Annotated in this window: 10 protein-coding genes and 2 rRNA genes; 11 read left to right on the top strand and 1 reads right to left on the bottom strand. The window is 47.5% G+C overall.

Annotation, left to right across the window (positions count from 1 at the left end):
• Nucleotides 1-3 precede the first annotated feature (3 nt).
• Nucleotides 4-1,494, top strand: coding sequence for a ComEC family competence protein (locus HUT38_00605; GenBank protein NUQ56985.1), 1,491 nt, complete (start codon nucleotides 4-6; stop codon nucleotides 1,492-1,494).
• On the opposite strand, the gene HUT38_00600 is transcribed toward HUT38_00605, so the two are convergent.
• The gene (locus tag HUT38_00600; GenBank protein ID NUQ56984.1) at nucleotides 1,443-2,366 is read right to left on the bottom strand and encodes a DUF475 domain-containing protein; all 924 of its coding nucleotides are present in this window, start codon (nucleotides 2,364-2,366) and stop codon (nucleotides 1,443-1,445) included. The genes HUT38_00605 and HUT38_00600 overlap by 52 nt on opposite strands.
• A 47-nt stretch (nucleotides 2,367-2,413) precedes the next feature.
• On the opposite strand from HUT38_00600, the gene HUT38_00595 reads away from it, so the two are divergent.
• The 10 genes from HUT38_00595 to rlmN all read left to right on the top strand — a co-directional run bounded on the left by HUT38_00595 (nucleotide 2,414) and on the right by rlmN (nucleotide 13,635).
• The gene (locus HUT38_00595) at nucleotides 2,414-3,277 is read left to right on the top strand and encodes an MBL fold metallo-hydrolase (GenBank protein NUQ56983.1); all 864 of its coding nucleotides are present in this window, start codon (nucleotides 2,414-2,416) and stop codon (nucleotides 3,275-3,277) included.
• Between the two features lie 25 nt (nucleotides 3,278-3,302).
• Complete coding sequence (locus HUT38_00590; protein ID NUQ56982.1) at nucleotides 3,303-3,893, top strand: nucleoside-diphosphate kinase; 591 nt, start codon at nucleotides 3,303-3,305, stop codon at nucleotides 3,891-3,893.
• A 29-nt stretch (nucleotides 3,894-3,922) separates the two neighbouring features.
• Complete coding sequence (locus tag HUT38_00585; GenBank protein NUQ56981.1) at nucleotides 3,923-4,897, top strand: type I glyceraldehyde-3-phosphate dehydrogenase; 975 nt, start codon at nucleotides 3,923-3,925, stop codon at nucleotides 4,895-4,897.
• 343 nt (nucleotides 4,898-5,240) lie between these two features.
• Nucleotides 5,241-5,918, top strand: coding sequence for a hypothetical protein (locus HUT38_00580; protein ID NUQ56980.1), 678 nt, complete (start codon nucleotides 5,241-5,243; stop codon nucleotides 5,916-5,918).
• A 521-nt stretch (nucleotides 5,919-6,439) separates the two neighbouring features.
• Nucleotides 6,440-9,964, top strand: a 23S ribosomal RNA gene (locus HUT38_00575).
• 273 nt (nucleotides 9,965-10,237) lie between these two features.
• Nucleotides 10,238-10,344: ribosomal RNA gene (gene rrf, locus HUT38_00570) — 5S ribosomal RNA — on the top strand.
• Between the two features lie 191 nt (nucleotides 10,345-10,535).
• Nucleotides 10,536-11,249 carry a hypothetical protein gene (locus HUT38_00565; GenBank protein ID NUQ56979.1) on the top strand — a complete coding sequence of 238 codons (714 nt, stop codon included), beginning with the start codon at nucleotides 10,536-10,538 and terminating at the stop codon, nucleotides 11,247-11,249.
• A 7-nt stretch (nucleotides 11,250-11,256) separates the two neighbouring features.
• On the top strand, nucleotides 11,257-12,387 hold the full coding sequence (gene rodA / locus HUT38_00560) for a rod shape-determining protein RodA (protein ID NUQ56978.1): 1,131 nt from the start codon (nucleotides 11,257-11,259) through the stop codon (nucleotides 12,385-12,387).
• 11 nt (nucleotides 12,388-12,398) lie between these two features.
• On the top strand, nucleotides 12,399-12,548 hold the full coding sequence (locus tag HUT38_00555) for a hypothetical protein (GenBank protein NUQ56977.1): 150 nt from the start codon (nucleotides 12,399-12,401) through the stop codon (nucleotides 12,546-12,548).
• Complete coding sequence (rlmN, locus tag HUT38_00550) at nucleotides 12,535-13,635, top strand: 23S rRNA (adenine(2503)-C(2))-methyltransferase RlmN (GenBank protein NUQ56976.1); 1,101 nt, start codon at nucleotides 12,535-12,537, stop codon at nucleotides 13,633-13,635. Before HUT38_00555 ends, rlmN begins: the two co-directional genes overlap by 14 nt.
• Nucleotides 13,636-13,641 lie beyond the last annotated feature (6 nt).

The raw sequence follows: 13,641 nt of genomic DNA, 5'->3' as shown, positions 1-13,641 counted from the left end.
TTTATGCCGCGTAAATATTTGACTACTATTATTTCCGGTTTTATATCGGGGATTTTTGTTTCTTCCTTTGTTGATTTCGGCTGGGTGTTGGCGGCACTTTTTATTTTTTTAGGCGGATGTTTTTTCCTGTTTTACGGTTTTAATCGGGTGAAAATTTTTTTGGCCGCCGGACTGATTTTTGTTTCGTGCGGACTCGGGCAATTAAGGTACGGCATCAGCGATTTTGGCGGAGAAAATCCGTTGATGGAATCAAAGATGGGGCAAATATCTGTTTTGGCGGGAATTATAGTTGACGAGCCAGAGGAAAAAGAAAATTATTTGAGGTTTGTTTTTGAGGAGGAAGAAAACAATTCAAAAATCCTGGTCTATGCCCAAAAATATCCCGAATACAAATACGGCGACAAGTTAAAAATCAGCGGTGTCTTAAAAAAACCGGAAGATTACCATCAAGGGGTTTCCTTGATTAGGAAATCAAGGAAACCCCTTGATGGAGCAAACAATTTCTCCTGGCCCGCTTATCTGGCCAAAGACGGAATTTATTACGAGATGTTTTATCCGCAGGTTGAATTTGTTTCTTCTGGAAACGGTTTTTGGGTTAAGGAAAAGTTATTTGATTTGAAGCGGAAATTTTTGACGGCTATATCGGATTCCGTGCCGGAGCCGCACGCCGCTTTCCTGGGCGGCATAACCGTCGGCGCCAGAGAAAGCCTGCCGAAAAACTTGCAGGAAGATTTCAGAACGACCGGCGTGGCGCATATCGTCGCTTTGTCCGGCTACAACATTACCATCGTGGCGGAAGCCGTAATGCTGTTTTTCAGTTTTCTGCCGCGGTATCTGGCGATTGGCGGGGGAGCAACCGGAGTGATTTTGTTTGCGGTAATGACTGGCGCTTCGGCCACCGTTTTGCGCGCTTCCGTTATGGCGTTGCTGGCGTTGGCCGCCCGGTCCACGGGCAGGATTTACGCCGCCTCCTGGGCGCTGTTTCTGGCCGGTTTCTTCATGGTTTTGCAAAATCCCAAAATTTTGAGATTTGATACTTCTTTCCATCTTTCATTTCTGGCCACGCTTGGACTCATTTATCTTTCGCCTTTTGTAAAGGAGAAACTGTTTTTTATCACCGACAAATTCAATCTGCGGGAAATTTTTGCCGCCACCATTTCGGCGCAAATTTTCGTCCTGCCTCTATTGGTTTATAAAACAGGACTGTTTTCCATTGTAAGCTTGCCTGTTAATTTTTTAATCTTGCCGTTTATCCCGATGACGATGTTCTTCGGCTTTGCCACCGGAATTTTAGGAATATTCAGTGGCATATTGGCCGCGCCGCTCGGCTGGATCAGCTACGCTTTGCTTCAATATGAATTGTTTGTCGTGGATATTTTCGCCAAACTGCCGTTTTCAGCGGTAAACATCCAAGGCTTTTCAGAGGCGCTTGTGATTTTAAGTTACACAGCGATAGCCTTTTTATTATGGTTGTTTGATTTCCAGAAGAAGTAGCCCACGGCAAAGGATGTGGCTACGGGCGAAACCCAGTTGGGGATGTGGAAGCCGAAGCTGTCCAAAACCATTATCAACCCCAGAAGCAAGACCGAGTACATCGCCCCGTTTTTGAGATAAATGTATTTTTTAATCCTATCAATATTGCCGATAGTGAGCTGTCGTACCACAAACGCGCCAATACCGTTGCCGATTAAAATTAAAGGCACGGAAAGAGTGAAGGCGAAGGCGCCCAGCACCCCGTCTATGGAGAAAGTGGCGTCTATCACTTCCAAATAAAATATTTTGGCCAGGTCGGAATAGCCGTCGCGCAACATTTCTTTTTCTTTCTGCTCGGCGTTTTGTTTAAAGCCGTGGGTGATGAAGAAAGCGGTGGAGCCGAGCACCGCGCCAAAGGCCATAAACGGGTTTTGCTTGAGGGCAAACCAAACTATGGCGGACAGGACGACGGAAGCGATGGCGAAAAACCAGACTCCTTTTTCGTGGAAAAATTTTTCTCCCCGCAGGCCGTATTTCTTCGGCTCCAGAAACAGCCAGTGCAAAAAAAGCAGAATCATAAACACCCCTCCGCCTATAAGAATTATCGGAGCGGATTTTTCTATGGCTCGCGGCACGCTCGGGTCGTTGCTGAAGGCGGCGGTCAGGGCGCCTATCGGACCGAGCTGCGGGGTGCTTATCCAGACTATCAGCCAGGGCAGAATACCCCTGATGAGAAACACGGCGATAATAAGTCCCCAAAGCAGAAACCATCGGCGGGCTTTCTCCTTCATTGTATGGAGAACTTCCGCGTTGATAATGGCGTTGTCTATGCTGGTTATCGTTTCAAACAAACACAGGCCGCCGATGACCAGAATAATTGATATAATATCCATGACGGAATTATAAGGCAGGGCTAATGTCCTCTCAATATTGACAAGAGATGTCCAAAATTAATAAAAACCTCCGATATTATTTTCTCGGTCTGCTGTTTTTGGCGGCTGTTTTTGTCTGGTACGCCGTTTTTAAGGAGACTAGAAAAGATTTATTGGTCGCTTTTCTTGACGTGGGGCAGGGCGACGCTGTTTTTATTCAAACACTTGATGGAAAACAAATTATGGTGGACGGCGGGCCACCTAATAAAACGGTTTTAAGACAGCTTTCCAGAATAATGCCGTTTTACGACCGTACGATTGACGCCGTTATTCTTACCCATCCGCACCTGGACCATTACGGTGGCCTTATAAACGTTTTGAGAAAATATAAAGTCGGATTGATTCTGGATTCCGGTTCGGAAAATGATGAATCGTCCGGGTTCGCCGATTACCAAAAAGCGGTTGAAGCGGAGAAGTCTTTTTATGCCCAGGCGAAAAGAGGGATGAAAATAAATCTCGGCGGCGGCGCTTATCTGGACATTCTCCTGCCCGTAATAAACGATAAAAATATTCCTCCCCATGACGCAATGGTCGTTTCAAAATTGGTTTACAAAAATAATTCTTTTTTACTGACGGGCGATATGGAAGACAACCTGGAAAATTATCTGCTGGCGCCGGGCGCGCGAAATTTAAAAAGCAACGTTCTGAAAGTTGGTCATCATGGTTCGCGCACCTCCACTTCGGAAATGTTTTTGGGAAGCGTCAGCCCGGATTTCGCCGTTATTTCCGCCGGCGCGGAAAATAAATACGGTCATCCGCATAAGGAGATTATGGAAAGGCTGGAAAAGTTTGAGACGCCGGTTTTGCGGACGGACGAAGAGGGAACGATAAAAATTTTTAGCGACGGAGAGAGAATTTCTATTGCCGACTGAAGAAAAAGGGATTAAAATATTTGCTATGCGTAACCCAAAACAGGAGAAGACAGTTTTTATCATCAAGCCGGACGGAGTCAAAAGAGGGCTGGTCGGGGAAATCATCTCCCGTTTTGAAAAACGAGGCCTTAAGATAATCGCCCTTAATATGATATGGGCGGCAAGGGAAGAAGTGGACAAACATTACCCCAAAGACGAAGCGTGGATAAAAAGGCTGGGAGAAAAATCGTTGGCCAACTACAAACAATATGGCGTTGACCCGAAAGAAAAACTGGGCACCGACGAGCCGGAAAAAATCGGCAAAATGATACGGGAGTGGGTGCTGGACTTTATGACCAGCGGACCGATGGTTAAGGGGGTCGTGGAGGGAGTGCACGCCGTGGATATGGTGAGAAAAATTTGCGGCAACAGTTTGCCTAATGTCGCGGACATGGGGACTATAAGGGGAGATTTTTCCGTGGATTCGCCGGTTCAGGCCAATCTCAACAAACGTTCGTTGCGCAACATCATCCACGCTTCGGAGACGCCGGAGGAAGCGGCCAACGAGATTGCCCTCTGGTTTTCTAAAAAAGAAATTCACGATTATAAAAGAGCGGAGGAGGATATTATGTTTTAAGTTAATTTTTAATTGGTATAATTTAATTTATGAAGATAGCCATCAACGGGTTTGGGCGAATAGGCAGGATTCTTTATCGGCAGGCTTCGGCGAATAAAAATTTTGACATCGTGGCCGTAAACGACTTGGCGGACAGGGAAAATTTAACTTATTTGCTTGAGCATGACTCGGTTTACGGAAAATTTGAATTGCCGGAATATTTCAGCCGGATAAAATTTTTTCAGGAAAAAGATACTTCTAAGCTGCCGTGGGGCAAGTTGGACGTTGACGTTGTCGTGGAGTCCACCGGATTTTTTGATTCTTACGAGAAGTCGGAGCCGCACCTTAACGTCGGAGCGAAAAGGGTTGTCATCACCGCGCCGGTCAAAGACGATAAAACCCTTACCTTTACTCCGGAGGTTTGCTCTAAAGACATAGCCAAGTTTAAAATAACTTCCAACGCTTCCTGCACCACCAACGCCGTCACTCCTGTTTTGGCGATTCTGGACGAAGAGCTGGGCATCAAAAGCGCGCTGCTCAACACCGTCCACGCCTACACTGCCACACAGGGGATAGTGGACAGACCGGATGCTAGAGACTGGAGGCGGGGCAGGGCGGGAGCTCTCAATATTTCTCCATCCAGCACCGGAGCCGCCGTCGCCGCCGCCAAAGCCTTGCCGGAAATGGAAGGCAGGTTTGACGGGGTGGCGGTGAGGGTGCCCGTTCCTTCCGGCTCTCTGGCGGACATTACTTTTATAAGCGGACGGGAAACTTCGGCCGAAGAAGTCAACAAAATACTGGCGGAGAAATCATTGCTGCCGCGCTGGAACGGAATAATCAAAGTTTCCAACGAGCAAATTGTTTCTTCCGATATTGTCGGAGAGCCTTACGGCTCCATCGTGGACGCGGCTTTTACCCGCGTGGCAAGCGGCAATCTGGTCAAAGTTCTTTCCTGGTACGACAATGAATACGGCTACGCCGCCATGCTGGTTAAACACCTGGAAACGCTTAAAAAATACCTCTAAAAACACGCGGTAAATCCCATTACAAGTTCAACTATTCATCTTTGGTTATTTTAAAGTTTTACGCGAAGCCGCCTTCGGCTTCGTCGGTGGTTAATTGTCAAAAAACTGCAAACTTGTAACGGAGTAAACCCCCACACCTGTTTTCGTGTTATTTTTGCAAAGCCGAAGTTTCTTTGAAAAAACGCTTCACAGCGCTAAAACAGGTGTGGGGGTAAACTTATTCACAGCTTGCAAAAACCAAAACCGGTTTTTGTTGTATAATATTGCCATAGTGATTTAACGATGGTGTCAGTCGCTTAGGCGCCATCATTTATAAGCATAAGTTTATTTAATTTAAAATATTATGTGGAGTGATGTTTTAGTGCAATCTTTCCAGGAACTTTGGGACGGCGTGGTGTTGTTCGCGCCCCAGCTTCTGATGGCTATAATAGTTTTCATCGTCGGTCTTATCGTGGCTTCCGTGGTCGGCAAATTCGTTGCCCGCGCCATCAGCACCTTAAGGGTGGACAAAGCGCTTCAATCCGTCGGGGTTGACGACCTTCTGCACAAGGGAGGTTTTACTTTGGACTCGGGACATTTCATCGGAGGTTTGGTCAAATGGTTTCTGATAGTTGTTTTCCTTATCGCTTCTTTGGATATCATCGGGCTCAGCGACGTAAACGATTTCCTCAAGAACGTCGTTTTGGACTACTTGCCCAATGTCATCGTGGCGGCCTTGATTCTGGTGGCGGCGGCTTTTATCGCCCAAGCCATGCACAGACTTGTCGTCGGTTCGGCTAAAGCGGCCGGTTCTCCTTCCACCCACTTGCTCGGGGGGATAACCAAATGGTCCATCTGGGCATTCGCCATACTGGCCGCTCTTTATCAGCTTGGAATTGCCGGGGCTTTCGCCCAGACTCTCTTTACCGGCTTTGTGGCGATGGTCGCCATAGCCGGAGGTTTGGCTTTCGGTTTGGGAGGCAGAGACGCCGCGGCCAAATACATTGAGAAGTTGAAAAAGGACGTAAACGGAGAACACTAAGCTGTCTTGTTTTGTTGGGGTTCACCCCGTGAAATGCCCTGTGGAATTTTATGAATTTCGTGGGGCATTTTTTATTGGGGGCTTGCCCCGTTACAAGTTTCTTTTTTGTCGTAAGTTTTCCTCAAACAAAGCCGAAGGCGATTTCGCAGAAAAACTAGAACAACCAACGCGTTAAATTGAACTTGTAATGGTGTGTTGACTCTTTTAAACGGAGGGTATATACTAACGCGCGTAGATGATATGCAATAAAAATATCTCATCAAAAAGAAAGCGGACCTAGTCGTTCTGATATATCATGTTGCTGTCCCGCTTTCAGCGGGATATTTTTTCAGAAAGGAATGCAAATTGAAAACAGAATACGATAAGATTTGTCCCGTTATTAAGAATCGACGGGACAGCCCTAAAACCGAGGGGTCTTGGTTTTAGGGTATAGCAGGTAAAAAAATAAGTCCTGTTAAATGGGGGCGAGTCGCTCCCGTTTTGTGGAATTTAACAGGATTGAACTTTATAGGTTTCCTAATAGGAACCAAGGGCGTATGGTGGATGCCTTGACTCAAAGAGGCGATGAAGGACGCGGCTAAGCTGCGATAAGCTTCGGGGAGGCGCTAAGCGGCCTTTGAACCGGAGATGTCCGAATGGGGACAAACCCGTTCCGCTAAAAGCGGAATATCCCGAGAGCAATCGAGGGAAGCGAACCCTGGGAAGTGAAACATCTCAGTACCAGGTGGAAAAGAGAACAACGCCGACGTTATAGTCGGCGTCCCGACCTTGCGTCGGGATGTTATTCCCTAAGTAGCGGCGAGCGAAAAGGGAAGAGCCCAAACTGACGTGCTTCGCACGCAGTTCATAAAGTCCATAAAGTTGAAAGTTTATAAGGTGAATTGAATTTACTTTATAAACTTTAAAAACTTTTGACTTTTGACTTGCGCGCGGAGCGTGTTGGGGTTGTAAGACGGCAATTAAAGAAAGCCTAAAAATAGTTTTGTTAGTTGAATCCGCTGGAACGCGGAGCCAAAGAAGGTAATAGCCTTGTAAACGAAAATAAAACTATGCTTTCAATGCTGTTCTTGAGTACTTCGGGACACGAATGGCCCGGAGGAATCCGCCGGAACTAACCGGCAAGGCTAAATACTCTTTGAGATCGATAGTGAACAAGTACCGCGAGGGAAAGGTGAAAAGCAGCCCGGTGAGGGCGATGAAATAGAACCTGAAACCATATGTCTACAAGGAATCGGAGCGTGCGCAGCACGCGGATATTTAAATATTTAAATGTTTAAATTTCGCGCGCTGCGCGCGCGACGGTGTGCCTATTGAAGAATGAGCCAACGAGTTAATTTGTGCTGCTTGCTTAAGCCGTTATAAGCGGCGAAGGCGCAGCGAAAGCGAGTCTTAAAAGGGCGTTCGTAGTACAAATTAGACCCGAAGCCAGGTGATCTTACCACGGACAGGGTGAATTCCGGCGAAAGCCGGGAGGAGGCCCGAACCCATTAGCCGTGCAAAACTATGGGATGATCTGTGGTATGGAGTGAAAAGCTCATCGAACTTGGTAATAGCTGGTTCTCTCCGAAATAGCTTTAGGGCTAGCGTCCGTTTTACCTTCCGGGGGTAGAGCACTGGATGATTCGCACAGGGAGAAATCTCGGCAAATCAATCAAACTCCGAATACCGGAAGTCATTGACGGGCAGTCAGACCGTGGGGGCTAAGCTTCACTGGTCAAAAGGGGAACAGCCCGAATCTCAATCTAAGGTCCCTAAATTTTCGCTAAGTGCGCTTAAGGAAGTGGAATTTCTCTGACAGCGAGGAGGTTGGCTTAGAAGCAGCCATCCTTTAAAGAGTGCGTAACAGCTCACTCGTCAAGAGGTTCCGCGCCGCAAATAATCGGGGCTAAGCGAAATACCGAAGGTGAGGGAGCAAGCTTTGCTTGCTCGGTAGGAGAGTATTCGCATCCGCAGTGAAGTACACGCCGCGAGGCGGTATGGAGCGTTGCGAAGTAAGAATGTTGGCACAAGTAACCACAATTCCGGTGAAATACCGGAACGCCGCAAACCTAAGGTTTCCTTGACAACGTTAATCGATCAAGGGTTAGTCGGGCCTAAGCCGATGGCGAAAGCCGCAGGCGATGGACACACGGTTAATATTCCGTGACTTCCGCGCGTTGTGATGGGAGGACGGAGTCTAGTATGTTTTGCGCATTATTGGATTTGCGTTCGGGTCGTGAGGGGGGCTTCCAGGAAAATCCGGAAGCGGGCCGCAAGGTAATCTCCAAGCGAAGCGAAGACTTACGGGTTCGCCCGTGGGGATAAAACGGAGCAGGCTTCCAAGAAAAATCTCTAAACTTAAACGCGTGGGAACCGTACCGAAAACCGACACAGGTGGGTGAGTCGAGTAGACTAAGGCGAACGAGTGAGAGTTTCCCAAGGAACTAGGCAAAAAAGCAGCCGTAACTTCGGGATAAGGCTTCCCGATACTACAACTTTACGCGCGATATTTATTTTGAAATAGCCAAATTTTGAAAAAAAGTTTGTCTTTCATGTATCTATCGTTTGTAGAGCTGTAGTATCGGGCGCAGCGAAAGTTTCTCTGGCGACTGTTTACCTAAAACACAGCTCCCTGCGAACTCGCAAGAGGATGTATAGGGGGCGACGCTTGACCAATGCGAGAAGGTCAAAATGCGCTGGTCGCATCAGCAATGGTGCGGCTGCCGTGCATTAAGCCCTCGTGAATGTCGGCCGTAACTATAACGGTCCTAAGGTAGCGAAATTCCTTGTCAGGTAATTGAATTGCCTGTTCCGATAGCGATATCGGAAAAAAATCGGCTAATAACGGTGAAGTCCTCGTTGGAGTTCTAATATCAAGGTTAGAACGATGAAGGCAGGATAATACCGTGGGAACCCAATCCAAAAGATTGGAGGCATTCCGCCATCCGCCAACTAGCGGAGCGGAGTGGTCCCGTAACGACTGGAGTCACTGCTGGATAGTGGTGACAAAGATAGCTATGCGAAGTATAATGAAATTGTGAAAAAGCAACGCTATAATACGCCGACGCTGAATAGAGAGAAGCGATATTAAAATCTATTCAGATGAAGATATAGTCTATGCCCTTATGAAAATAGGGGGTAAAACATGAAGTTCTGACGCGCACGAATAGCGTAACGACCGGAGAACTGTCTCGGGAAATTGCTCGGTGAAAATACAATACCGGTGAAGATGCCGGTTACCTGCAGCTAGACGAAAAGACCCCGGAAGCTTTACTGCAACTTGGTATTGGCTTTAGGTTTTTGATGCGTAGCATAGGTGGGAGGCTTTGAAGTGCCGCTTTTGGGCGGCATGGAGCCGCCAGTGAAATACCACTCTTTAAAAACTTAAAATCTAACCTTCGCGGCAAAAACGCGAGGAGACAGTTCCTGGTGGGCAGTTTGTTTGGGGCGAATCCCTCCTAAAAGGTAACGGAGGGGTCTACTAAGGTCGGCTAGGCGCGGATGGAAACCGCGCTGGTAGCGTAATGGCAAAAGCCGGCTTAACTGCGAGACGGACAGGTCGAGCAGATGCGAAAGCAGAGCATAGTGAACCGCTGGTCCGCATTAGACGCGGCCAAAGATTAACGGATAAAAGCTACTCCGGGGATAACAGGCTGGTAGTGCCCAAGAGTTCATATCGACGGCACTGTTCGGCACCTCGATGTCGGCTCAACCTATCCTGGGGCTGGAGAAGGTCCCAAGGGTTTGGCTGTTCGCCAATTAAAAGGTTACGTGAGCTGGGTTCAAACCGTCGTGAGACAGGTTGGTCTCCTATCTGCTGCAGGCGTTAGATTCTTGAGGGGATCCGCTCTCTGTACGAGAGGATCAGAGTGGACCGACCTCTGGTGTGCCAGCTGTTCCGCCAGGAGCACCGCTGGGTAGCTATGTCGGGAAGGGATAATCGCTGAAAGCATCTAAGCGAGAAACCCACCCCAAGATTAGGAATCATAGACAGGTTGAAGATTACGACCTTGATAGGCTTTAGGTGTAAACACAGCAATGTGTTCAGCCGAGAAGTACTAATTGTCTTTTCCTATTAGGAAACCTGTAAAGTTCACCCTGTGAAATGATTTTTAAATCGGAATTTAAAAATCAAATTTTGTTTCCAAAAACAAAATTTATTTCACGGGGTAAATTATAATGCCGCTTAATCTTATCGTATGGATTGATTTTTGCGTCCTGGTGACTTAACGCGATGGAACTACCTGTTCTTCCCAAATACAGCGAAGCTGATTACGGGACAGGCATTCCGACTTGCCCCGCACTAAAATAGGGCTATTATTAAATTTTGAATCTTCTGATTCGGTGGCTTGGCGCCACGGAACCACCCGTTCCCATTCCGAACACGGAAGTGAAACGTGGTAGCGGCGATGATACTCTTTTGGGGGAAAGTAGCTAGCCGCCGGTTCAGAGGATTTAATTTTTAGTGCGGGGACACAGAAGTAAAACGTCGTAGTGCCGATGATACTTCGTAGAGGGAAAGTAGGTAGTCGCCAGGACAAAGAAATCAATCTTTTTTATTTGGCGCGGAGCTGATATAATTAAGCCGTGCCGCTTCCTTGGACCGCTAAAAAACAAATAACCTTTTTATTGTTTTTCATGATTGCCGCGATAAGCGCCGGCATTTTTGTCTTTTTAAGAGTCACCGCTCCCACATGCTTTGACGGCCGGCAAAACCAGAAAGAACAAGGCGTGGATTGCGGCGGACCGTGCGCCAAAGAGTGCCTGGGGGAAATAAAAGACCTGGTTGTCTTATGGAGCCGGCCGGTTAAAATCGCCGACGGCAAATACGACGTCGTGGCTTTGGCGGAAAACAGAAATTTGAAACTGCGCTCCGGCAAGGTCGGTTACGTTTTTAAACTTTATGACGAGAGAAACATATTGATAGCCTCCAGAGAAGGAAGCACTTTCGCAAACCCCGGGCAAAAATTCGCCTTGTTTGAAGAGGCTGTTTCCACGGGCGCGCGCGTTCCGGCGCGGGCGTATCTGGAGTTCGGCAAAAATATAAAGTGGGAGCTTGCCAAAAGCGAGCCGCCCAGCCTGGTCGTGACCGGCAAAAATTACGACGATTCGCGCGGTCCGGCCGTCTCGGCCATAATCGCCAACAAATCTCTCCAGGACGCCCTTAACGTCCGGGCGGTCGCCGTAATTTATGATTTTGACGGCAACGCCGTCGCCGGCAGCGCCACGGTTTTGGAACGGCTAAAAGGCGGAGCTTCCGAAGAAGTCTTTTTCACCTGGCCGGAAATTTTGGAGGGCGAGCGCGATTCGGAAGAGATTTTCGTCAGAGCCGAAAGCGCCTCCGATTTCTAGTAATATTATGAAGGCTCTCACCCGTTATATTGGCATTGACTGGACGCTTTTTCTGGCGGCGGTACCGTTGCTGGCGGCCGGACTGATAAGCATGAGGTCTTTGGGCGCGGGAAGCGACTACTTCTTTGACCGGCAAATTTTATGGATCGGCATAAGCTGGGTCGTTTTCTTCGTCTTCAGTTCCGTGGACTGGAGATTTTTCCGGAAGACAGGAGTGATAATGTCGTTCTTTCTGGCGATAAACTTTCTTCTGGCGGCACTTCTTCTTTGGGGAAAGGTGACAAAAGGAGCGGCCAGCTGGTTTGATCTGGGTTTTTTTTCGCTGGAGCCCTCCGACCCGCTCAAAATAATAATCATTCTTATTCTGGCCAAATATTTTTCCCGCCGTCACACGGAGATAGCCAACATCAGGCACATAATCCTGTCGGGAATTTACGCGGCCATTCCGGCGGGACTGGTTTTTCTTCAGCCCGACTTCGGTTCGGCGGCCATAATATTTTTGATATGGTTGGGCATGATAACGGTTTCCGGTGTAAGCAAAAAACACTTGCTGGCGATATTCATGCTTGCCGCGGTTTTCTTAAGCGTTTCCTGGTTTTTTGTCCTGAAGCCGCACCAGAAAAATCGCATCATAACTTTTATTGATCCGGCCAGAGACGCCCGGGGCGCCGGCTACAACGCCATCCAATCCATGATCGCCGTCGGCTCGGGGCGGGTGTTCGGCAAAGGAATAGGTTTCGGCAGTCAGAGCCGGCTGGAGTTTTTGCCCGAGCATCAGACAGATTTTATCTTTGCCGCTTTCGCCGAGGAGTGGGGGTTTGCCGGAACATTGCTGATATTTTTGTTTTATGGAATAGTTGTCTGGAGGGTGCTTAAAAACGCGGCCATCGGAGCCACCAATTTTGAAACTCTTTTTGGCATTGGCGTGGCTGTGCTCCTGTGCGCCCACTTTTTCGTCAACGTTGGGATGAACATCGGCCTGCTGCCCGTAACCGGCACCACCTTGCCGTTTATGAGTTATGGCGGTTCGCACATGCTTACCATTTACGCCGCCCTGGGAATGCTGATGGGCATGAGAAGATACTCCCGTCACACTCATCCCGAGGAAGCGGAAACGGAATTTCTGGGACCGAAGTAAAACAAACTCAAATGTCAAAGCGAAAAGTTCAAAACCTCAAATCAAAAACTAAAAAAACTAATGAAATAGTTATTTTTGATGCCGTAAGAGATAATGATGGAAAAGACGTAAAAATAAAAAAGTTTTTAATAATTTTAGAAAAAATAAATGGACATAGTTAAGTTAGAAAAATTTTTGAATAGAAACGGTCACAAACCTTACCGCTTAAAGCAGATCAAGAAAGCGGTTTTTTGCGATTTGATAGAAAGCTGGGAGGAGGCGACGACCTTATCTAAGGAATTGCGGGAGGAAATGGAGAAAAATTTTCCGTTGTTGAACCTGAAGCCGGTTAAAACCGCAAAATCAAAAGACGGCCGGACCATCAAAACAGTTTTCAAAATAAACGGAAATTTTACCATTGAAACTGTTTTGATGAGGCACCTAAAGGACAGAAATACGGTCTGCGTTTCTTCGCAAGCCGGCTGCGCCATGGGTTGCGGCTTCTGCGCCACCGGCAAAGGCGGATTTAAAAGAAATTTGGATAGCGCGGAGATAGTGGATCAGGTTTTGTATTTCGCGCGATATTTGAAACGTAAATGGCAAGGTTCAACCTTGACATCGAATGGCAAGGTTGAACCTTGCCATTCAGAAGGCGTGGTCAACAACATCGTTTTTATGGGCATGGGCGAGCCGTTTTTGAATTACGAGAGCGTTATGGAGGCGCTAAAAATTTTAAACGACAAAGATGGATTAAACATCGGCGCCAGGCATATTTCCGTTTCCACCTGCGGCGTTACTCCGGGAATAAAAAGATTCGCCGATGAAAATTTCCAGGTCAATCTGGCTGTTTCTCTGCACTCTCCGGACAACGACATGAGGTCAGTTTTGATGCCAATAAACAAAATTTATCCCTTAAAGGAAGTAATGGAAGCGGTAGATGAATACATAGAAAAAACAAACCGCAAAGTTATGTTTGAGTATCTGATGATTGAGGGCATAAACGATACGGATAAAGACGCAGAAAAGCTGGCCAAACTGATGAAGGGGTCGCTCTATCATTTAAACCTCATAAAATACCACGACCACGCCCGCAACGTCCCGACAAACATCGAGACTAGCGAGGCGGGCAGGTTGCAGTATAGCCCATCTTCTGAAACAAAAAGAAATCAATTTTTTGACCGGTTGAAAAAGCTGGGCGTTTCTGTTACGTTCCGCGCCAGTTTGGGCGAAGACATCTTGGCCGCCTGCGGACAATTGGCGGGGAAATGATAAAAT

This window comes from Candidatus Paceibacter sp., from assembly GCA_013360865.1.
In the GTDB taxonomy this organism is placed as follows: Bacteria; Patescibacteriota; Minisyncoccia; order UBA9983; family UBA9983; genus SURF-57.
The sequence above is the reverse complement of the archived record's forward strand: the minus strand, read 5'-3'. Positions and strand labels throughout refer to the sequence as shown.

Excerpts from the sequence above, each read along its gene's own strand:
- HUT38_00595 (NUQ56983.1), top strand. The coding sequence starts at position 2,414 with ATGTCCAAAATTAATAAAAACCTCCGATATTATTTTCTCGGTCTGCTG.
- HUT38_00565 (NUQ56979.1), top strand. The coding sequence starts at position 10,536 with ATGATTGCCGCGATAAGCGCCGGCATTTTTGTCTTTTTAAGAGTCACC.
- HUT38_00555 (NUQ56977.1), top strand. The coding sequence starts at position 12,399 with ATGTCAAAGCGAAAAGTTCAAAACCTCAAATCAAAAACTAAAAAAACT.
- HUT38_00600 (NUQ56984.1), bottom strand. The coding sequence starts at position 2,366 with ATGGATATTATATCAATTATTCTGGTCATCGGCGGCCTGTGTTTGTTT.
- rlmN (NUQ56976.1), top strand. The coding sequence starts at position 12,535 with ATGGACATAGTTAAGTTAGAAAAATTTTTGAATAGAAACGGTCACAAA.
- HUT38_00580 (NUQ56980.1), top strand. The coding sequence starts at position 5,241 with ATGTGGAGTGATGTTTTAGTGCAATCTTTCCAGGAACTTTGGGACGGC.
- HUT38_00590 (NUQ56982.1), top strand. The coding sequence starts at position 3,303 with ATGCGTAACCCAAAACAGGAGAAGACAGTTTTTATCATCAAGCCGGAC.
- HUT38_00605 (NUQ56985.1), top strand. The coding sequence starts at position 4 with ATGCCGCGTAAATATTTGACTACTATTATTTCCGGTTTTATATCGGGG.
- HUT38_00585 (NUQ56981.1), top strand. The coding sequence starts at position 3,923 with ATGAAGATAGCCATCAACGGGTTTGGGCGAATAGGCAGGATTCTTTAT.
- rodA (NUQ56978.1), top strand. The coding sequence starts at position 11,257 with ATGAAGGCTCTCACCCGTTATATTGGCATTGACTGGACGCTTTTTCTG.